Genomic DNA, 20,751 nt, shown 5'->3' with positions numbered 1-20,751 from the left:
TATTTTCACTTCCCAAATATGCTCATTAGGGGCATAAAAAGCAAAAACATTTAAAAACAGGAATATATTCACAATTACTCCCCAATCAATGCTAAAATAAAACAATCACACTTAGCTTATGATTTTACTTACTTTTTTTATGTCACTTCAATTTTATTGCACTGGCATTTTACAAACCATTACCAAAAATTAATCTTTTTTACTATGGAAAAACATCTAATTACCACCCATACTTGCGCCGCTGACTAAAATACAAAGGAACACCACATTAAGCGTCAGCAATGCATGAAGATAACAACTCCGTTACATGCATATTTGGTGGAGTAAAATAACAATGGACTATAAAAATATGATGAAGAACACATTAAAAGTAGTATTACTCACATCTATGTTGCCTTTCGCTGCATCTGCTGCTCAAGAATTAACACCTTGGTACGTTGGTGGTGGTTTAGGCGTCAATAACTATGAACCAAACTGTGACCAAAAAACCATGAAAGTGTGTGGTGAAGATGACCCATATGCTTGGGACGTATTTGGTGGCTATTTATTTAACGAATACATCGGAATTGAATTAGGTTATCGTGACCTTGGCCGCGCAGAATGGACTAATTACGATAATAAGAGCTACGATGTCGGTGCTACCGGTGTTAGTTTAGGTGTTGTTGGTTTTTATCCACTTGCAGACAAGTGGAGCCTATCATCAGAAATAGGTACTTATAGCTACCTATTAGAAAACCAACAAACAGTGAATGGCCAGAAATTAAGTGATTCTGGGGTTGGTTTATTTGCTGGTGCTGGTGTTGGTTATAACTTTACTGACAATCTTAAGTTAGAAGCGAAATATCGTCGTTACGAAAATTTAGACGCTGACGCATTAAACAACTTAAAAATGGAAAGTAACTATTGGGGGCTAGCTCTAAGTTATCGTTTCGGTACTAGCGCTCCTGCTCCAGTGGCTGCTCCAATAGTGGCTCCAATTGTTGCTGTAACACCTGGTGATGCAGACAAAGATGGTGTTAATGACGACATGGACAAATGTCCAAATACTCCTTCAACACACAAAGTTGATGCTACAGGTTGTACTGTTTATGAAAACATCACCACTAAGCATGACTTAGGTGGTATTTTGTTTGCTAATGACTCAGCAGAGATCCGTGCCGGCTCATTTGCTGATTTAGAAAAACTAGCAGATTTCATGAACAAATACCCACAACATACTGTATCTATCGGAGGCCATGCGTCTAACGTAGGTAAAGCAGAATACAACATGAAGCTTTCTGAGCGTCGTGCTGTAGCGGTTGCAAATGCACTGAACACAAAGTATGGCATTAGCAAAAGCAGAATCAATGCTGTTGGTTACGGTATCACTCAACCTGTTATGCAAGGTAGCTCAGCTGAAGCTAACCGTGTTAACCGTCGTATCGAAGCTATCGTGACGGGTACCGAAAAACGCGCAGTATTACGTTAATTGTAATATTGATACGCTATACTTTAAAAGTCGCTGCTTGCAGCGGCTTTTTTATTTTAAGAACAACCTAATAAGCCTTACAACAGTGGCTGACACTGACATTCAGGTAATAGAATTGGAACTCTGCACCGTATAAACTAACCAATTCTGTCTATTTAACGACAATAATGGCTTTAAATAAGCGAAAATAACGGAAAATTTGGTAATTTTTTTACAAATAAAGTTGGAATAATCCCTAAAATCGCTTCTAATAAAGGCATTGATCTATTTTCATTGCTTATCGAGAGGAAATTTCCATGGCCAATGCACTCGCGCAACTCAAATCATTCACTACCATCGTTGCTGATACTGGCGACATAGAGGCAATTAAGCGTTATCAGCCTGAAGATGCCACAACTAACCCGTCGCTAATCTTGAAAGCCTCACAAATCCCTGAATACGCTTTTCTTATCGAAAATGCGATTGAATGGGCAAAAACCCAAAGCCAAAATGTTGAACAACAGATCGAAGATGCTGGTGATAAACTGGCTGTCAATATTGGCGTTGAAATTTTAAAGCTAGTACCAGGCCGTATCTCAACGGAAGTCGATGCACGCTTATCATTTGACAAACAAGGCTCAATTGACAAAGCGCACAAGCTAATCAAATTATACCAAGACGCTGGTATAGACAAATCGCGTATTCTGATAAAACTAGCTTCAACTTGGGAAGGTATTTGCGCTGCAAAAGAACTTGAACAAGAAGGGATAAACTGCAATCTAACATTACTATTTAGCTTTGCTCAAGCAAGAGCTTGTGCCGAAGCTGGTGTATACTTGATTTCACCTTTTGTTGGTCGCATCTTAGATTGGTATAAAAAAGACACAGGTCAAGATTACACCGCACAAACCGATCCTGGAGTAGTCTCTGTTACTGAGATATATAACTACTACAAGCAGCACGGCTATAACACTGTTGTAATGGGTGCCAGTTTCAGAAATATCGGTGAAATTATTGAGCTTGCTGGTTGTGATCGTCTAACAATTGGCCCTGCGTTACTAGAAGAGCTAGCGAATACTGATATTGAAATCAGCGAAAAGTTAGTGGCAACTGCAGCAACACATTCGGCTCCGGCAGCACTCACTGAAGCACAGTTCCGCTGGGCATTTAATGAAGATCCAATGGCTGTGGATAAATTAGCTGAAGGGATTCGTAACTTTGCCATCGATCAAGGCAAACTAGAAGTTATGCTAAAGACAAAATTAAGCTAGTTGGAGGCTTTACTCGTGACTACACTGACTCAAAGCACGACTTGGAAAGCGCTACAAACGCATTCAAGTCAACTACCTCACATGCGCGAATTATTTGCCCAAAACCCACAACGTTTTGAACAAATGAGCGTTGCAGCTTGTGGTCTGTTTTTAGATTATTCTAAAAACCGTGTGAACGATGAAACACTTAAGCTGCTATTCTCTCTCGCTAAAGAAGCAAAACTGAGTGATAAAATTACCGCGATGTTTAATGGTGATGTGATTAACAACACTGAACAACGCTCGGTATTACATACTGCACTGCGCAGTAAATCAACTCAAACTATCATGGCTGAAGGGGCGAACATCGTTCCTGAAATACAACAAACATTAGCTAAAATGGCTAAATTTGTTGGCTCTGTTCAATCTGGGGAGTGGAAAGGTTATACAGGTAAAGCGATTACTGACATTGTGAGTATTGGTATTGGAGGTTCATTCCTTGGCCCCAAAATTGTATCACAAGCGCTAAGACCCTATTGGCAAGAAGGACTTAACTGTCATTTTGTTGCCAATGTTGATGCGACCTCTATTTGTGAAAAGCTAAAAAATCTCAACGCTGAAACAACCTTGTTTGTGATGTCATCGAAATCATTCAGTACCCAAGAGACACTCACTAATACTCTGAGCGCTAAAGACTGGTTTTTAGCCCAAGGTGCAGGCCAACAAGATGTCGCTAAGCACTTTGTTGCCGTGACATCAAATGTGACTAAAGCAACAGAGTTTGGCATGGACGCTAGCAACATATTCCCAATGTGGGACTGGGTCGGCGGCCGCTACTCTTTATGGTCAGCGATTGGTTTACCTATTGCGCTACTTATTGGCATGGATAACTTTAAAGCCTTGCTGGATGGCGCACATCAAATGGATGAGCATTTTTCCACTTCACCTGTCGAACAGAATATGCCAGTGATCATGGCAATGCTATCGGTGTTGTACGGCAACTTCCATGGTGCTCAAGCACACGTCATTTTGACTTATGATCATTATCTACGCGGTCTGCCTGCTTATTTCCAGCAATTAGATATGGAAAGTAATGGAAAATCTGTCACCTTAGACGGTAGTGATGTTGATTACAGCACGGGTCCTGTTATTTGGGGCGGTGAAGGTACTAATGGACAACATGCTTACCACCAGTTACTGCATCAAGGAACATCACTGATCCCTGCGGACTTTATCATGCCACTTCAGAGCCATAATCCGTTAGGTGAGCATCATGACCAACTTGCATCAAACTGCTTTGGACAAACTCAAGCGTTAATGCAAGGCCGAACTTATGATGAAGCACTAGCAGAACTGAGTAATAGTTCATTAGACGCGGCTCAAATACCGCTTATTGCTAAACATAAGGTCATGTCAGGTAACAAACCCAGTAATACTTTATTAATGAATAAACTGACGCCAACGACCTTAGGCGCGTTGATTGCGCTATATGAACATAAAACATTTGTTCAAGGTGCAATATGGCAAATCAACTCATTTGATCAATGGGGAGTGGAGCTCGGCAAGCAGCTAGGTAATGATGTGTTGGAGCGTATTGGTGCTAAAGAAGCGGCAACACAATTAGACTCATCAAGTAATGCGTTGATCAACCTTTATCGTCAGGGAAACCTTTAACGCCTGAGGCAAATTAACGCTCGCCCACAAAGCCTTTGTATCAAAACACCCTCAATAGTCTTGAGGGTGTTTTTTTATGTTCAGGATATGTATTTATTGATCATTTATTAACATCGTTAATCACTAGCTAAAAACATCAATATGAAGCATAAAAAAACAGCTGACATGTAACACTAATGAAACACAAGTGTTGCATCCTATAGCTGTTATATGATACTTATCTGCAGAGACATCATAATAAAAGGGAGGTTACCATGGATCGATTAGACTATGGTGGTGCGCTAGACGAAGTTGTTGAAAGACCAAGCCGCTCAAAAAGTTCGCCTAAAAAACGCAAATGGCGTGAGATTGAAGCCATTAAGGATAAACAGCGTTTGCTTAGGGAACTGCAAGATATTGATGATTCATTCGATTTTGATGTTAACACACTAGTGCTTTAATTGGGTTATATCACCATTAAAGCCTAACGATAAAATCAATTAAAAGAGCGCTTAATGCGCTCTTTTTGTTTAACAAAATCGTGTCAGATTAGGCATTGATAACTTTCAATATCTCTTCATCAAAGTAAAACATTTTATTTATTGTCTGCATGCTCAATATAGGCACGTAAATCTTCAAAAACCGTTTTATTGCTGTCATTGAATAATGGGTCTTCAATTAAGCGTTTTTCACATAATACGGTGACTTTTTGCCAATCCTTTTCATCAAACACGTTAACAAAATTCGGAAACACATCCCGCTCTTCGTACTGCATATGCTTCTCTTGAAGTTCGATATATTCTTGCAGATCTTTAACAAGTTGATCTCGTGAAATCACCACATCAGATAAGATCATGTTCAAGCTATAAACTAACGCGCTAGATGCTTCAGCTAAACGATGATGTTCATTATACAACTGGCCACTATTTGCCTGGCCGGTTTTATTACTATAGTAATCGAAAATAATGTCTTCCAAAGGATGATGGCTGTGTTCTGCATAACTCTGCATGTACTCAACAATATCTCTAACCAGATTAAAATTGACTCCTTGGCCATCTGCCAATCGAGTCAATTTATTGGAAAGAATATTCAACAAAATAGCAATATGCTTATGGTCGTGCATTAAACGTTGCAACATAGTCTTCTCCCGTAATCTATTTACCAAACGATAATGTTTAAATAATAGTCAAAAATGCACTATTTACTAATCTACACTGGTATAAAGCTTTTGGGGTATGATTAAGATCATATTATTGAAATATAAAAAACACCTTGTAGCGATTTGATCGATATAAGGTGCTAGATATTGCAAAAAACTATTTTAATACTGCAAACATATGTGACTTAAGCTGTTCAAAGTCTGCTGGTAACTGCGCTGACAAGATATCTTTTTGTGCAACTGCAGCCAATTCAGGAGGCAAGGACAAATTAATCGATAACTCACGGTCAACCACATCCTTAAACTTAGCAGGATGGGCAGTACCAAGAAATATACCGGTTTCGTTACTCTCCAGACCTATAGTTAATGCATGGGCTGCGATAGCGGCATGTGGCTCAGATTGATAGCCAGCCTGATATAACTGAAGCAATGCGGCACGAGTATCAAACTCTGAAAGTGCAACACCAGTAACCAATGATAGCGGCCACCCCATCTGCGCGCAAATAGCCTCAACACGAGGCCAGTTACTCGGTTCAGACACATCCATAGCATTTGACATGGTTGCCACTGTTTTATGCGGCTGCCATTCTCCGTCGACAAGGTAACGCGGTACAGTATCATTACTGTTAGTGGCGGCAATAAAGCGTTTAATGGGGAGGCCCATGGCTTTAGCAAATAAACCTGCGGTTAAATTACCAAAGTTACCACTGGGTACGGACAATACAATATCATCTTGTCCAGCTTGCTTGGCTTGCGCTACCGCTTCGAAGTAATAACAGATCTGGGCTAACAAACGGCTAATATTAATTGAGTTCGCCGAATTTAAGGCTAAATCTTCGCGAATATTGCTGTCATCAAATGCTTGTTTTACAAGATGCTGACACGCATCAAAGTCAGAGGTTACCGCCACCGTATGGATATTTTGACCTAAAGTAGTAAACATTTTTTCTTGCAGTTCACTGATTTTACCTTTGGGATACAACACCATCACGTTGACGTTATCTAAACCGTAAAATGCATCCGCTACTGCGGCACCAGTATCACCGGATGTCGCCGTTAAAATAGTCAGTTTTTTGTTTTCAGCAAGTAAGCCGATGCATTGCGCCATAAATCGAGCACCAAAATCTTTGAATGCTAAGGTTGGACCATGAAAAAGCTCTAAACAAGCACGCTTATCGTCAACCTTAACGAGTGGCACATCAAAGGTAAATGCTTTATCAACCAGTGTATCTACACTGTCCTGCCCCAGCTCATCGGCTAACCATGCACCCAACACTTTTTTACTGCGCTCAGCAAAAGGTAATGCCAATAATGCATCCATATCGGCTAGCACCGGAATCGATGTTGGGAAAAATAATCCTCTGTCTTTACCTAAGCCAAGCTGGACGGCTTGACTGAAGTTTACTACCTGCGATGGGTGTTTTAAGTTATATAATTCCATTGCGACTGCCTTTTAAATTTCAATATAAGTAATGCGAAAAATTAAACGTTACACGCAGCGCGTGCCGAGTTGATCTAATTTACAAATATGAGCAAAGCCACCTGGCTCAGAGATATAATGCTCCATTAACCAAACTTTGGCTTTTTCTGCAGTGGCTAAATCGTCAGTTACACTAAACAGTGTTGGACCACTGCCAGAGATACCTGTTGTGAGCATGCCTAAGTCAGTTAATGCTGCCCGAGCATCCGTATAACCTGGAATCGCTGCGGCACGATAAGGCTCAGCTAAAACATCTTTTAGCATTTCAATCGCTAATGCTGCATCTTGCCGATAACTTGCGTGAACAAAAGCACTCAAGTATCGACCAAAATCAATCGCAACCGATTTATCATATTGTTGAGGTAGTAATGCGCGCATTTTGGCAGTCGATAACGAGATACCAGGATACGCGACCACCCAATACCAATTGTCAAAGCTCGGGATGGTTGCACATGCTTGCTTATCAGAGTTAAGCATCAATTGCATGCCTCCTAAATAGCAAGGTGCCACATTGTCGTAATGCACACTACCCGATATTTTACCTTCAAATTCGCCCATCAAAGCTAACAAAGCTTGCTGGTCAAACGGCAGTCCAAAATGTTCATTTAGAGCATATAATGCGGCAACAACAGAGCTTGCACTTGAGCCTAAGCCACTGCTTACAGGAAGGTTTTTTTCTAGGCAGATAGTCACTCCATCATGTCTTTGTAATTTATCTAAAAAGAACTCCGCACATTGATAAACGATATTGTCTTTGCCGTCAGCGGGTAGCTTATGCGCCCATTCACCCACCTGACTATAACTGATGCCGCTAACCGCACTACTAATTATTACCCTATCACCCAGTAACGATCCATCGATTGGCGCTAAGGCAGCACCAAGCAAATCAAATCCCACCCCCACGTTGCCCATTGATGCAGGCGCATAAACCGTAAGCGTGTCTTGGCTTACCTTTAACGTTTGCTTCATAATCCAACCTCACGAGTCCAATTTAGGGTTCTTAGCACGTCTGCAAAGGCGCCAGCTGCTGTCACTTCAGTTCCTGCACCATAACCTCTTAACACGAACGGGATCGGCTGATAATAACGGCTATAAAATGCTAGGGCATTCTCGCCACCTTTAACACTATAAAGCGGATTAGTTGCATCCACTTCAATAATTCTGACATGGCATTGGCCTTCATCGATTTGGCCAACATAACGCAGTACTTTACCTTCGGCTTTTGCTGCTGCGACTCGGGCTGATATTTCTGCATCTAATGAAGGCAGATTAGCCATAAATTGATTTACATCACCAGAGTCATCAAAACCTACAGGCAATACCGACTCGACATGAATGTCCTCAAGCTCTAGAGGTAGACCGACTTCACGGGCTAAAATTAATACCTTACGCGCAACGTCCATACCGCTGAGATCATCGCGAGGATCGGGTTCAGTAAAACACTTATCACGAGCAATGGCTGTTGCTTGCGATAAGCTCATACCTTCATCTAACATGCCAAAGATATACGATAACGACCCAGATAATATACCGTTAAACTTATGTAGTTTATCTCCCGCGTACATGAGCTTTTTCAGGTTATCGATGACAGGCAAACCAGCACCAACCGTGGTTTCATATAAAAATTGACGGCGCTGAGTTAACGCGGTTTTACGCAGTTCTTGATAGTAAGCATAATCACGAGTATTAGACTTTTTATTGGGTGTCACAACATGGAAGCCGGCATTCATGACATCAAGATAACGATCTGACACTAACTCGCTCGAAGTGCAATCAACCAACACAGGGTTAAGCAATTGTTGTTCTTGACCCCACTGCAGCAACTTAGCTAAATCATATGGTTGACCTTTTTCGGCCAATAATGATTGCCATTCAGTAAGCTCAAAACCTTCACTGTTTAATATCATCTGACGAGAGTTAGCAATGCCACAAACACGAATGCTAATGTGCTGATCTTTTAGCATCGAGCCTTGTTGCTTAATTTGTTCTAATAAACCCGCCCCCACATTACCGCTGCCAACTAAAAATACATCGAGATACTGCTGTACATCAAAAAAGGCTTGATGACATGCGCCAATGGCATGTTTAGTTTTCTTCTGTTGGATAACCGTTGAAATAGAACGCTCTGATGAACCTTGCGCAATAGCAACAATATTGACGCTGGCTTTAGCTAACGCGGTAAAAAACTTAGCCGCGACTCCCTTGTGGGTTTTCATGCCATCGCCGATCAGAGACACAATCGACAGGTCATGACGTAACTCTATTGGTTCAAGTAATTCACTCTTAATTTCTAGTTCAAACTCTTGCTCTAATGCCCATTTCGCTTTATTGGCATCTGAAGTGGCTACACAGAAACTGATACTGTACTCAGATGAGCTTTGAGTAATTAGAGATACTGAAATACCACTGCGAGAAATAACCGCTAATGTTCGGCTTGCCATGCCAACCATGCCTTTCATACCAGGACCAGAAACGTTAAACATGGTTTGATTATCAAGGTTTGAAATAGCTTTAACTTGTAAACCAGTTTTATCATCGTCATTAGACACTAACGTGCCAGGGGCAGATGGATTAAAACTGTTTTTGATATAACAAGGGATATGATACTGAGCAATCGGTGCAATAGTTTTAGGGTGCAACACTTTGGCACCAAAATAAGATAATTCCATCGCCTCTTGATAGCTTAATTGTGATAATAATTTTGCATCAACAACTACTCGCGGGTCAGTATTATAAACCCCATCAACGTCAGTCCAAATCTCACAACTAGAGGCATCTAAACAGGCCGCCAGCACAGCAGCGGAATAATCAGAACCATTACGACCTAATGTCACCACTTTGCCATGAGCATCTGCAGCAGTAAAACCAGGCATAACCCATACGCGACATTGTTCAAGCTTAAGTAAAGCAAAACGTAGTTTACTGACTGTGATATCAACCACAGACTCCAACGGCTGTCCGTGAGCTAAAAATAGCGCAACAGGATCAAGTTGTGCTGAAGTTATGCCTTTTGCCAACATCACTTGCTCCATTAATGCCGCCGACAATCGTTCACCTGTGACTACGATTTCAGCGCGGACACTGTCAGGGCATTCACCTAGTAATTTAATCCCATACAGTTTGTCTTGCCAAACTTGCATTTGTACGGCTAGTTTTTCAACCAGCAACTGATGCTGAGAAGACGTGATCAGTGATGCTGCGGCATCTGAAAAGAGTCCACTATAGACTGAACTAATATGGTCTAATACTGGCTGGTAATCTTGCTGATTAACGGCAATATCGACCATTTCTAAAAGCGCATTGGTCACAGTGGCAGGAGCAGAAAGTACAGTCGCAACAGATTCCGTTAATGCAGTATCAGCAATAATGTCTGCCGCCATAGAAAAACGAGACCAATTCGCTAGTGATGTTCCACCAAATTTCATTACTTTCATGTCAATCTCCATGTCACTAATAGAGTGACAACATTAAATTAAAACCAAATGATTAGAATTAAAACAAAAAAGCCCGCTTCAAATGTTAGAAGCGGGCTTGTTGTACAAATCTTTTAGGGTGTAATCAGCCCGCCCCCACTATGGTAATAGTGGTGGTTGTAATGGTAGTAATTACAACGAGCATGAGGGTAAACATTTGATGATTCTCTTTTTATAATAAATGTTAACTGCTGATAATTATTGAATCAGATTCAACAATCTGATTTTCCTTGGCTAACAGAATCACTTTTTTTACCTAAGGTTGTCAACCCCTGCTTACAGTTTATTTACAAGTTATTTTTTAGGCTAAGTTGATTTTCTGAGTAAAGAGGTTTCATAACGTTACAAGTCACCACTGGTAACGATAATCAATAGCGATTTTCCACCTTAACGTAAACGTCAACAGAAAAGACAAAAACAATAAAATATAATATATACAGTACTATATAATTAACAAAATGATTAAATCCCTGATAGTCGACTGTCGATAGAGATACCAGAAAAGTAAACGAGAAGCCTTTGCAACGCTATGACAAACATACTGATTTATTTTCAGGATTCAGGTAATTAAACCTGCAGCATAAGACAAAATACAAAAAGCTGTGATTGAATAAGCAAAAACTGATGTTAGCCATCGCAGCTTGATAGCAAAATACGCTATCATGCACACATCACAATTGGAGGCGATATGAAAATTACAAAACATGCGGCGGTCACTATTCATTACCGCTTATCTGATGAGCAAGGTTTATTAGTTGAAAGTTCATTTGAAAGTGAGCCTATGGTTTACTTACATGGTACTGAAAATTTAATTCCTGGACTTGAATCAGTTTTAGAAGGTAAAACTGTCGGTGAAACTATCGAGGCGAAAATCCCTGCTGAACAGGCTTATGGCGAATATCATCCTGGCTTAAAGCAAGAAGTTCCTGTCAGTGCATTTGGTGATGTCGAAGACATTGTTCCGGGTATGCGTTTTATCGCTGAAACTGAAATGGGCCAACGCCCAGTTCAAGTGATTGAAGTCAAAGACGATGTTATTGTTGTTGATGGAAATCATCCATTAGCAGGTCAGTCACTGCATTTTAGTGTTGAAGTCATTGCAGTAAGAGAAGCGACAGCTGAAGAACTTTCTCATGGTCATATCCATGCTGAAGGCGGTTGTGGCAGCCATGAGCACGGACATGACCACAATCATGAATCATGTGGTTCAGAAAAACCTGGCTGTGATGGTAATGGCGGTTGCGGCTGTCGTTAATTCGTCACGCATAAATTATTTGACCAATAGACCTTATCTGGTGTTATGTTTAAAGTCTATTTGTCAGTAGAAAGATTGAAAAACCTCAAGGCATTGTCTATTAACTAGTCAGTGCCTTTTTATTTAGGTTACACTAACTAAATTAGTAGCATTAATTTACTCGCATCAATTAGTTAGATTTATTGCGACTCCCTTTATGGATTATTTGGAGTGCGATCCTCACTAGTTGACAACAAATATAATAATTAATACGTAGCGACGGAGTGCTTATGTTAATTAAACCGCTATACGAATTATTACCTTTCTCTTACATGGTTATAGGCTGTGTCAGTATTTTTTTGCTTGAACCTAACTATGCCCTGATTGCCTCTGTTGTTGTGTATTTGTATGGTGCACATATCTATAACCTGAGGTCCAAAAACCGTCGCACTGATGCTAAACGTAAGAGAAAATCAGGCTTAATCCCTGAAACACTCTATGGATTGATGCCATTTATCTATGTGTTAACCGCTGTGAGCCTTTATCGCTTTTACCCTAGAGACTCCAGCACACTGTTTGCGTTGTGTTTAATCACTTATGGTGTTTACCTAATCTTGAGACGCTCAAGCTATCGTCACCACAGACTCCCGAGAAGCATCAGTCAATAAGCTGTATTGGTAAATACTGGATAAAATAGAACAGCTCAATTGGGGCGATAAATTAGTTATCTCGTTACAATCTGAGCTAAGCACATCCAAGATAATGAAAGCCATTCGAATACCAATGAGCTGTACTCCTCCCCCAATCAGACACAGTAAGTTAATGAGACTATTTATTTGTGCTGGTCATTTTGGTAATTCTACAATTAATGATATGAACAACCATTGAACAGCAATGCTATCTGTTATCGATAACAAAAAAGCTCTGATAATATGATTAATAAAGAATATTTCTAACAAAAGAAACTAGTCTAAAATTAATTTTTTGACTGAATCTCTTTGTTTTACAGACATATTTTTTAAATAATTTGAACAACGTGTAATGGTTGCAATACTGACCTGATGCTCTGCTGCGATTTGTCTTTGACTTAATTCCCCCGCCAATAAGGTTTGAAATACCTGTAAACGCCCAGAAACAGCGCTGCGCTCTTCTTCCGTTAATAATAATTGAAACAACACAGATAAATCATCTTCGTTAGCATGAGTTAAAATTTTTTCTACCACTAAATTCCAATTGGCACGCATTGTATTTCTCTTTATAGTAATGCCTAGACATTACAAGTGTATCAAGGAACTACGCAAATTAGCAAAAACAGCCGTTGATAAACATGTAATAAAACATATCGCAAAATGATAATAAAATTGTGTAGAATAAAGACTAATACACTGAAACTTAGCGCTAAATATTTGGCTAAGTGGCAAACGTTAGAACACGCTAGCTTAATATTAAGCATGACTAATGAGTATTAGTGCTTATGGAACCGGTACCATCAACAAAAAGTGAAGGATAACGATGAAAAAGATATTACTAACAGTTGCGGTTACCGCAATGATGATTCCTGCTGTATTTGCGAATAATTTCAAAGAAACAGCTGATGCCATTGAATACCGTCAAGCTGCTTTCGGCTTAATTGCTTATAACTTTGGTGATATGGGCGCGATGCTAAAAGGTAAAAAACCTTTTGATGCAGCGGTGTTTAGTTCTCGTGCAGATAATGTTGCCGCACTATCAAAACTACCGCATGAAGGTTTTATTGACGGTTCTGATAAAGGCGATACTGAAGCTCTTGCAAAAATTTGGCAAGATAAGGCTGACTTTGATAGCAAAATGACTGCATTCCAAGATAATGCCGCAGCGTTAGCTATTGCAGCTAAAACAAGTAATGAGAACAGTATTAAACAAGCTTTTGCTAACACTGGTAAAAGTTGTAAAGGTTGTCACGACGTTTACAAAAAAGACTAAAGTTACTTGGAGCTGAACAAGATTTAAATCGATTAGTTTAAGCAAGCAATAAGTCGTTCAGACCTGTAACCCAAAAGAGTAAAGCCCATGCATATGGGCTTTTTCATTGCTGATTAACGAGTGATCGATGAGTTTTTGGTTGGATTTCGTTCGAGATAAACATGAGATAATGAAGCAAATGGAACACTACCTAGCAATCTAAGCAGCATTTCGCTCAACACAGAAAAACACGCTTTTAACCTACACCTTAGGGTAATGTTTGTTGGTCATTTCTACTAGGGCATTGGCTTTTCATGTCAAATGACGACACAACAAAGCACCCGGCTTAATCACTGACAACTTCAACTACATACCAACAATTCGCAGCAAAAACTAAAAAAATCAACAAACCCTAATATAAATTTATAAATAACTGACTACAGGTTCAAGCAACCACCACCATACACAGACAAATATGGCTAATACGATAATTAACGCTATCCAAGGCGAACGTAAGCTAGGTGGGGTTATCTGCTTGCTAGCCAGTTTATAACCACTTAACATTGCTTTAAGTATATTGTCACCTTTAGCGACATGGACAACTACCGCAATGATATGAATCGCGGCCATAGCTAAAATAATATTGAAATTGGTTTTATGTAACCAAGTTAACCATCCTGCTGTATCTGACGATACAAGATGCATCAATGGACCTTCGGTAAAAATATCATCGGTAGCAAATAATCCGCTAATTAATTGCAGCATAATGATGCTTAACAATAAAATGACCATATACCCACCTAGTGGATTATGGCCTATCGACTTGGGTTTGGGTTGTGCTTTTGCGTAAGCAATAACTTTTTTAGGTGCAACAAAAAAATGTGTAAACTTAGCGGTATCGCTTCCTATAAAGCCCCAAATTAATCTAAATATAATCAGTGTCATCAACAGGTACGCTAGTATCTGATGCCACTGCATTTCTCCTATTTCAGCTGTCCACCATAACCCGCCAACTAAAGACACCATGGCCCAATGAAAAAAACGGGTTGGAAAATCCCATACCTTTATTTTTTGTTGTTCTATACTCACTAATAACAGCCCTTATAAATTTGCTTATAAGTCGATTATAAGCCAATCAAAAATGAATTAAATCACATCATTAAGAGTATTGTGTTTAATGTTGGAAATATTTGCTCAGCAAAATAAGCATTTTGAGCGGATTACGGAGATTGAGGGCAGATGCTTGGCTGTTTTGTTTAAAATACCAGCAAAATAAATAATATATCATCAACTTATCTATTCAAATATGGCGCAATTTATACCGTACCACAAGTAGATTTTAATGCTTTTTATTGAAAAATGTCTAAGAGATCAAATAAGCTGTGTTCGATGTTTTTTGCCATCTAAAACGTGATCAAGATCACAATACTTATGGTTAATCTTGGTAATCTGGAGTTAAGCAAACAACAAGAAGGTTCTAAATATGCTGAAAATCACTAGCAAACAACTTGAAGTCACTGCTCTTATCCGTGAACGTATCGAAGGACGATTAGAAAAATTAAGTCGACATGATATTCAATTAATTAATCCGCACATTATTATCAATCAAGAAAAGCAGTTGTTTAAAATAGAGGCATCAGTTGGATTACCTAGTGGAGATTTATTCGCCCAGGCAAAAAGTGAAAACCTATACGCAGCGATAACTGCAATGGGACAAAAGCTGGAAAAACAGCTAAATCGCCTGACCCATAAACCCCAGGCTCAACGCCATGTATCATTACCAAATGACACAGAAAGCGAATTTGAGTATGTCTATAAGGAGGAAAACGCAGCTTGATGTTATTTATCTCTCACCAGCGCACCCTCGGGTGCGCTTTCTTTTGTCTGTAATTAACGCAAGTCTGTATTAATGAATAAAATTACATTGACAGCAGTCTGCTAGGGCTTTAGTTTTAACCCATGAACAAAAATATATTCAGCCTTTTTATTTTCTTTTTTATTCAGCCCACCCTTGGAGGCGGATTTTCTGTGTAAAAACGAAAATGAAAATTCTAAAGCCTCCCAAATGGGAGGCTTTTTTGTCTTATAAGCACTGCTGTATGAATCAATACACCAGTATGTAGCGTTATATTGAGGTCTATATGCAAAAACCACCCGCGTTAAGTCAAACTCGCGAACAGATCACTGCTCTTGATAAAGCGCTATTAGAGTTATTATCTAAACGCCGCCAATTAAGCTTAAATGTAGCTCGCAGCAAAGAAATTGATGTTAGGCCAATACGAGACACTCAAAGAGAAAAAGAACTGCTCGAAAGACTCGTGCTACAAGGTCGAGAACAAGGTCTTGATGCTCACTTTGTCATCTCCCTTTATCAAAGTATTATTGAAGACTCAGTGTTATTTCAACAAACCTATCTTCACGGCAGAGCAAATCCAGACACTCAAAAACAACAATATACTGTGGCTTATTTAGGAGCGAGAGGCTCTTATTCATACTTAGCAGCTAGCCGTTACTGCTCTCGTCGCCAAGTAGAAATGCTCGATTTTGGCTGTAAAAGTTTTGATGACATCGTTAATGCCGTCGAGTCTGGTCATGCTGATTACGGCTTTCTGCCGATTGAAAATACCTCTTCAGGATCTATCAATGAAGTGTATGACGTGCTGCAACATACAACGCTATCGATTGTCGGCGAAACAACCATTGAAGTCAGTCACTGTTTACTCACGAAACCTGACAGTAAGCTAGCTGATATAGAAACTATCTATGCGCATCCGCAGCCAATTAGCCAATGTAGTCGTTATTTAAGCCAGCATCCTAATATTAAACTTGAATATTGCTCCAGTAGTGCTGAGGCAATGACAAAAGTTATCGAAGCAAAGAGTAACACTGTCGCAGCAATAGGCAGTGCAGAAGGCGGAGCCTTATATCAACTGATTGCAATGGAACAAGGTTTAGCAAACCAAAAGATTAACCAAAGTCGGTTTATCGTTGTCGCCCGCAAAGCCTCTGCAGTACCGTCTCAATTACCCGCTAAAACCACCTTAATCATGGCAACAGGACAAAAGCCTGGTGCATTGGTAGAAGCATTACTGGTTCTTAAAGCGCATAATTTGAATATGAGTAAATTAGAATCTCGCCCTATTCCAGGAACGCCATGGGAAGAGATGTTTTATCTCGACATTGATGGCAACTTAGCCACAGCAGAAGTTCAACAAGCGATTAAAGAGCTAGAACGCCTTACCCGTTTTATTAAAGTATTAGGCTGCTACCCCTGTGAAACGGTTAAACCAACCCAGCTATCGCAAGCCCAGCTATTGATTGAACCAGGCAGTTCAAAACAACAACCAATCAAGTCTTTACCCAATAGCCAAGCAAAGCATTCACGCGACTATAAATCACAAGACACTCAGTTATTTTGCCAACATTTACAAATAGGTGCCGGACAGTTTAGTGCATTACAGCAAATTAATTTGCCGATAGATAATACCGAACTAGCCACCCAAGCTAAGATTATCAAAGAATCAGGTTTTCAAGCTATTTTGCTCAACGATTTAAAGCAACAACTGAATGAACAAGAGCTAAAACAGCATGCACAAGTGATTGAGCAAGCCGGTTTAGTATGCATAATGCAAGTAGATCATGAACAAGAGTTTAGTATCGCAAGCCAATTAGCAGACATGTTGATTTTGAGCGGTAAACAAATGTATAACACCGACATGTTAACCTTAATTGGTTCAGTCAATTTGCCGGTGATATTAGAGCGAAATACCATGGCTAGTGTTGACGATTGGCTACAAGCCGCCGATACGGTCCTTAGCCACGGTAATCAACAATTAGGCCTATGTGAGTCAGGTGTGCGAAGTTTTACTCATCCTGAGCAGTTAAGCCTCGATTTAGCGGGGCTAGTTGAAGTTAAACTACGCAGTCATTTACCCGTTATTGTTAATACTTGTTTTAGCTGTAATGCTGCACTGCTGAGCACTAATGCGATTGCCGTAAAACAGCTAAAAGCCGATGGCATCATTATTATCCATCAAACGCAGTTGTCATATGCTGAGTTGCTCCACGACTTATACCAGATAAAATAAAACATCTACTATGAGTTAAAGGTTATCAAACTATTTTATCGTGAGCCGACCTTCACTCAAGACAATAAAAATGCCGAGATATTATCTCGGCATTTTGCTTCACTAGTCGCTTCTTTTACTTAAACTGCAAGACCATCATTAAGACTGATCCAGCCTTTGAAAATACGATAACTAAACCAACTAACACCAAGGATGTACATTGGTAAACTTAACCATAATGGACTTAACCAATAACCGGCAATAAAAAATGGACACAGGCCGATAATACTCATGCGTTGCCAGCGTAAATGACTACCTAGCACAGAATCTGGATTAATATTTTTCTGGATCAAATTAAACCAAAGGCTCAATAATACGGGAACAAAAAACAATGGAAAGGCACTCATTAAACCATAAAGAAAATGCCCTAAGGAATTATCTTCAACCTGTTGAATAGGCAGTGTATTCGATGGCATCATCGACATAGGGTTATCCTCCAAATGCAACTACGTTTACTGAGCTAACACGGTTTTATTACACTACAGTGCTAGTTAAACATAAGCTTTGTGTCACTATTTCGCAATATTTAGATTAATTAATAATGCTTCATTTAACAGCAATTCACTTCGATTCGGAATACAAAAAGACAGTAAAGAAATAAAAGTAAGTGATTTTACCGAACCCTACACCACTGCATCTGTTTGTTTTCTACTGTTCAATACAACAATAATGATGGGGTAAAACAAATTTGAAAACGGTTTAGTACCCCAAATACAAGTTAACTGCTTTTCATATCGTTAACAGATTGCAACATGGCGCGACTTTCGTGTTGGAACTGAGGAGCAAAATCACCAAACCATTTTGCCACTCGCTGAAATTGCTCAACAAAGGCTTGTCTATTTCCAGTTTGCAACATGGTTAATGCATCACGATAATTATCAAGATAATCACTTATCGCATGTTGACTACCAGCTTGTGCAAATATGATATCGGCATAAAGCTCAGGATCTTGAGCAAATAAACGTCCAACCATGGCCAACTCTAAGCGATAAATAGGTGAGCTAAATTGCAGTAGATTTCCAATATCAGCTTCTTCTTTACACAGGTTGACACCATATACAAAGGTTGAAAAGTGACGCATAGCTTGCACTAGTTGCATGGCTTTATCATGACGTTCGGCTTCAGCTTCGACAATACGAGCCCCCCAAATCTCAATCTGCTGTAGCAACCACTGGTAGGCCTCTTGATGACGACCATGACACACTACCACCACTTGTTTAGCAAGACTGCCAACATCAGGACCAAACATCGGATGTAGACCGACCACTGGACCGCTATGGGCTGCTAACATTGCTGCTACGGGCTCTTCTTTAATTGAAGTAAGATCAGCTAAAATACAATTGTCAGGTAACTGAGTTAATTTTTCGCGAATAACCTCGCAAGTCACATTTATAGGCACGGTAACAATCACCAGTCCAGCCCCAGAGAAAATAGCTGCGGCCTCTTGCCAATCATTTTTATCGATACTTTTAACTTCATAACCAGAAAGAACTAACATCTGGCTAAATAGCTGTCCAAGTTTGCCCTGACCACCGACTATCACCACATGACCCAGATCTTGTTTAACCTGCTTGAAACCAACATCTTTCTCATTTAAATAAGATTCACGCATAAGCCGGCGTAATATATCTTCAATTAACTGTGGTGAAATGTTCATGCTTTGCGCTTCATTTCGCCGCTTTGCTAACATGGAGGCTTCACGTTGTGGAGCATAAATAGGCACACCAGCGGCATGTTTTACTGCGCCAACTTGTGCAACTAAATCAAGGCGTTTACGTAATAAATGCAGTAATTGTTGATCAACGCCATCAATTAAATCACGAAGATGCTCTAGGCCTGCTGTGGTTTTTTCATTCATCTGTTTATCCATTAACCGTTGACGACCTGCAGCGAATCAAAACGTGTTGGTAACACTACAGACAACTGGTTAGCGCCTTGTCTTAAAATAGTTTCAGTGGTTTCCCAGTCAATGCAGGCGTCAGTAACAGAAACACCATATTTTAGCTCTGCTAAGGGTTTATCTGAACTCTGATTACCTTGATTGAGGTTACTTTCAAGCATAACACCGATGATAGATTTATTACCTGCTTCAATTTGATTAAATACATCTTCACAAACGTTTTTTTGACGTAAATGATCTTTTGATGAATTACCGTGACTACAGTCAATAACTAACCGAGCACTGAGCTTGGCTTTATGAATTTGAGCCTCACTTTCAGCAACACTGTGCGCGTCATAATTTGGAGATAAGCCACCACGTAAAATAATATGACCATCAGGGTTACCAGCAGTTTGTAGTAATGACACTTGGCCCTCTTGGTTAATCCCCATAAAGCGATGACTACTAGCAGCAGATTTAAGTGCATTAATAGCCACCTCCAATTTGCCATCGGTACCATTTTTAAAACCAACAGGCATTGATAGACCTGAAGCCATTTCACGATGAGTCTGAGATTCAGTGGTTCTTGCGCCAATAGCTGACCAAGTAACTAACTCAGACATATACTGCGGGCTTATCGGATCAAGTGCCTCAGTAGCAATGGGTAGTTCAAGCTCAGCAAGCCAAATCATCAGCTCACGAGCCATTCTAAGACCTTTCTCTACATCAAATGACTCATCCATGTCAGGATCGTTAATCAAGCCCTTCCAGCCCACTGTTGTACGAGGCTTTTCGAAATAAACTCGCATTAAAATGTAAAAGTCATCGCTGAGCTCATCATGTAACTTTTTAAGTTTTAATGCATACTCTTTTGCTGCTGCAATATCATGAATAGAACAAGGTCCAGTGACCACAAGCACGCGATTATCCCGTTTATGAACAATATCTGATACTTGCTTGCGTGCATTAAGGATATATTGATAAGCATGAGTTGATAATGGTAGTTCTTGCTTTAACTCTGCAGGAGTGACTAGCACTTGCTCTGAACTAATGTGCACATTATTAATGGTATCTTGTTGCATACTTATCACTCTCTTTTGACGACAGA

The 20,751-nt window shown here is 39.8% G+C and carries 18 protein-coding genes and 1 other annotated feature; of the genes, 9 read left to right on the top strand and 9 right to left on the bottom strand.

Features of this window, described 5'->3' with window-relative positions:
- Positions 1-334 precede the first annotated feature (334 nt).
- The 4 genes from H5114_RS07100 to H5114_RS07085 all read left to right on the top strand — a co-directional run bounded on the left by H5114_RS07100 (position 335) and on the right by H5114_RS07085 (position 4,811).
- Positions 335-1,468: an OmpA family protein gene (locus H5114_RS07100; protein ID WP_259395255.1), complete on the top strand. Its 1,134-nt coding sequence runs from the start codon at positions 335-337 to the stop codon at positions 1,466-1,468.
- Between the two features lie 296 nt (positions 1,469-1,764).
- Positions 1,765-2,718, top strand: a complete 954-nt coding sequence (gene tal, locus H5114_RS07095; protein ID WP_124017138.1) for a transaldolase — start codon at positions 1,765-1,767, stop codon at positions 2,716-2,718.
- Between the two features lie 15 nt (positions 2,719-2,733).
- A complete protein-coding gene (gene pgi / locus H5114_RS07090; protein WP_182722535.1) occupies positions 2,734-4,371 on the top strand; it encodes a glucose-6-phosphate isomerase in 1,638 nt (545 codons plus the stop codon).
- Between the two features lie 254 nt (positions 4,372-4,625).
- Positions 4,626-4,811, top strand: coding sequence for a DUF3545 family protein (locus tag H5114_RS07085; protein WP_124017136.1), 186 nt, complete (start codon positions 4,626-4,628; stop codon positions 4,809-4,811).
- A 134-nt stretch (positions 4,812-4,945) separates the two neighbouring features.
- Here H5114_RS07085 and H5114_RS07080 read toward each other — a convergent pair whose 3' ends face one another.
- The 4 genes from H5114_RS07080 to thrA all read right to left on the bottom strand — a co-directional run bounded on the left by H5114_RS07080 (position 4,946) and on the right by thrA (position 10,423).
- Positions 4,946-5,488 carry a hemerythrin domain-containing protein gene (locus H5114_RS07080; protein ID WP_124017135.1) on the bottom strand — a complete coding sequence of 181 codons (543 nt, stop codon included), beginning with the start codon at positions 5,486-5,488 and terminating at the stop codon, positions 4,946-4,948.
- 178 nt (positions 5,489-5,666) lie between these two features.
- Positions 5,667-6,950 carry a threonine synthase gene (gene thrC, locus H5114_RS07075; protein WP_182722534.1) on the bottom strand — a complete coding sequence of 428 codons (1,284 nt, stop codon included), beginning with the start codon at positions 6,948-6,950 and terminating at the stop codon, positions 5,667-5,669.
- Positions 6,951-6,998: 48 nt separating this feature from the next.
- Complete coding sequence (thrB, locus tag H5114_RS07070) at positions 6,999-7,958, bottom strand: homoserine kinase (RefSeq protein ID WP_182722533.1); 960 nt, start codon at positions 7,956-7,958, stop codon at positions 6,999-7,001.
- On the bottom strand, positions 7,955-10,423 hold the full coding sequence (gene thrA, locus H5114_RS07065) for a bifunctional aspartate kinase/homoserine dehydrogenase I (protein ID WP_182722532.1): 2,469 nt from the start codon (positions 10,421-10,423) through the stop codon (positions 7,955-7,957). The genes thrB and thrA overlap by 4 nt, the downstream gene beginning before the upstream one ends.
- A 727-nt stretch (positions 10,424-11,150) precedes the next feature.
- Here thrA and slyD point away from each other — a divergent pair.
- A complete protein-coding gene (gene slyD / locus H5114_RS07060; RefSeq protein ID WP_182722531.1) occupies positions 11,151-11,717 on the top strand; it encodes a peptidylprolyl isomerase in 567 nt (188 codons plus the stop codon).
- Between the two features lie 269 nt (positions 11,718-11,986).
- A complete protein-coding gene (locus tag H5114_RS07055) occupies positions 11,987-12,364 on the top strand; it encodes a hypothetical protein (protein WP_124017130.1) in 378 nt (125 codons plus the stop codon).
- Between the two features lie 297 nt (positions 12,365-12,661).
- Here H5114_RS07055 and trpR read toward each other — a convergent pair whose 3' ends face one another.
- Positions 12,662-12,940, bottom strand: coding sequence for a trp operon repressor (gene trpR / locus H5114_RS07050; protein ID WP_182722530.1), 279 nt, complete (start codon positions 12,938-12,940; stop codon positions 12,662-12,664).
- Positions 12,941-13,208: 268 nt separating this feature from the next.
- Between trpR and H5114_RS07045 the strand changes: the two genes are divergently transcribed.
- Positions 13,209-13,658: a cytochrome c gene (locus H5114_RS07045; RefSeq protein WP_124017128.1), complete on the top strand. Its 450-nt coding sequence runs from the start codon at positions 13,209-13,211 to the stop codon at positions 13,656-13,658.
- A gap of 402 nt (positions 13,659-14,060) precedes the next feature.
- Here H5114_RS07045 and H5114_RS07040 read toward each other — a convergent pair whose 3' ends face one another.
- Positions 14,061-14,726 carry a cytochrome b/b6 domain-containing protein gene (locus H5114_RS07040; RefSeq protein ID WP_182722529.1) on the bottom strand — a complete coding sequence of 222 codons (666 nt, stop codon included), beginning with the start codon at positions 14,724-14,726 and terminating at the stop codon, positions 14,061-14,063.
- A 394-nt stretch (positions 14,727-15,120) separates the two neighbouring features.
- Here H5114_RS07040 and hpf point away from each other — a divergent pair, with 394 nt between their 5' ends.
- Positions 15,121-15,474 carry a ribosome hibernation-promoting factor, HPF/YfiA family gene (gene hpf / locus H5114_RS07035; RefSeq protein WP_124017126.1) on the top strand — a complete coding sequence of 118 codons (354 nt, stop codon included), beginning with the start codon at positions 15,121-15,123 and terminating at the stop codon, positions 15,472-15,474.
- 124 nt (positions 15,475-15,598) lie between these two features.
- Positions 15,599-15,720, top strand: a sequence feature (Phe leader region).
- Between the two features lie 58 nt (positions 15,721-15,778).
- On the top strand, positions 15,779-17,725 hold the full coding sequence (pheA, locus tag H5114_RS07030; protein ID WP_124017125.1) for a prephenate dehydratase: 1,947 nt from the start codon (positions 15,779-15,781) through the stop codon (positions 17,723-17,725).
- Between the two features lie 119 nt (positions 17,726-17,844).
- Here the strand turns inward: pheA and H5114_RS07025 are convergent, their stop codons facing one another.
- The 3 genes from H5114_RS07025 to H5114_RS07015 all read right to left on the bottom strand — a co-directional run bounded on the left by H5114_RS07025 (position 17,845) and on the right by H5114_RS07015 (position 20,725).
- The gene (locus H5114_RS07025) at positions 17,845-18,189 is read right to left on the bottom strand and encodes a hypothetical protein (protein WP_124017124.1); all 345 of its coding nucleotides are present in this window, start codon (positions 18,187-18,189) and stop codon (positions 17,845-17,847) included.
- 293 nt (positions 18,190-18,482) lie between these two features.
- A complete protein-coding gene (gene tyrA, locus H5114_RS07020; RefSeq protein ID WP_124017123.1) occupies positions 18,483-19,622 on the bottom strand; it encodes a bifunctional chorismate mutase/prephenate dehydrogenase in 1,140 nt (379 codons plus the stop codon).
- Between the two features lie 11 nt (positions 19,623-19,633).
- Positions 19,634-20,725 carry a 3-deoxy-7-phosphoheptulonate synthase gene (locus H5114_RS07015; RefSeq protein ID WP_124017122.1) on the bottom strand — a complete coding sequence of 364 codons (1,092 nt, stop codon included), beginning with the start codon at positions 20,723-20,725 and terminating at the stop codon, positions 19,634-19,636.
- Between the last annotated feature and the right edge of the window lie 26 nt (positions 20,726-20,751).

The organism is Shewanella sp. SR43-8 (assembly GCF_014163775.1).
In the GTDB taxonomy this organism is placed as follows: domain Bacteria; phylum Pseudomonadota; class Gammaproteobacteria; order Enterobacterales; family Shewanellaceae; genus Shewanella; species Shewanella vesiculosa.
This window is presented reverse-complemented; position numbering and strand designations above follow the sequence as displayed.

Bases quoted from the DNA above. Each gene is read 5' to 3' on its own strand.
- slyD (WP_182722531.1), top strand. From the start codon at position 11,151: ATGAAAATTACAAAACATGCGGCGGTCACTATTCATTACCGCTTATCT.
- H5114_RS07080 (WP_124017135.1), bottom strand. From the start codon at position 5,488: ATGTTGCAACGTTTAATGCACGACCATAAGCATATTGCTATTTTGTTG.
- H5114_RS07045 (WP_124017128.1), top strand. From the start codon at position 13,209: ATGAAAAAGATATTACTAACAGTTGCGGTTACCGCAATGATGATTCCT.
- H5114_RS07015 (WP_124017122.1), bottom strand. From the start codon at position 20,725: ATGCAACAAGATACCATTAATAATGTGCACATTAGTTCAGAGCAAGTG.
- hpf (WP_124017126.1), top strand. From the start codon at position 15,121: ATGCTGAAAATCACTAGCAAACAACTTGAAGTCACTGCTCTTATCCGT.
- H5114_RS07100 (WP_259395255.1), top strand. From the start codon at position 335: ATGGACTATAAAAATATGATGAAGAACACATTAAAAGTAGTATTACTC.
- tyrA (WP_124017123.1), bottom strand. From the start codon at position 19,622: ATGAATGAAAAAACCACAGCAGGCCTAGAGCATCTTCGTGATTTAATT.
- H5114_RS07025 (WP_124017124.1), bottom strand. From the start codon at position 18,189: ATGTCGATGATGCCATCGAATACACTGCCTATTCAACAGGTTGAAGAT.
- thrB (WP_182722533.1), bottom strand. From the start codon at position 7,958: ATGAAGCAAACGTTAAAGGTAAGCCAAGACACGCTTACGGTTTATGCG.
- tal (WP_124017138.1), top strand. From the start codon at position 1,765: ATGGCCAATGCACTCGCGCAACTCAAATCATTCACTACCATCGTTGCT.
- thrA (WP_182722532.1), bottom strand. From the start codon at position 10,423: ATGAAAGTAATGAAATTTGGTGGAACATCACTAGCGAATTGGTCTCGT.
- thrC (WP_182722534.1), bottom strand. From the start codon at position 6,950: ATGGAATTATATAACTTAAAACACCCATCGCAGGTAGTAAACTTCAGT.
- H5114_RS07055 (WP_124017130.1), top strand. From the start codon at position 11,987: ATGTTAATTAAACCGCTATACGAATTATTACCTTTCTCTTACATGGTT.
- pheA (WP_124017125.1), top strand. From the start codon at position 15,779: ATGCAAAAACCACCCGCGTTAAGTCAAACTCGCGAACAGATCACTGCT.
- H5114_RS07085 (WP_124017136.1), top strand. From the start codon at position 4,626: ATGGATCGATTAGACTATGGTGGTGCGCTAGACGAAGTTGTTGAAAGA.
- trpR (WP_182722530.1), bottom strand. From the start codon at position 12,940: ATGCGTGCCAATTGGAATTTAGTGGTAGAAAAAATTTTAACTCATGCT.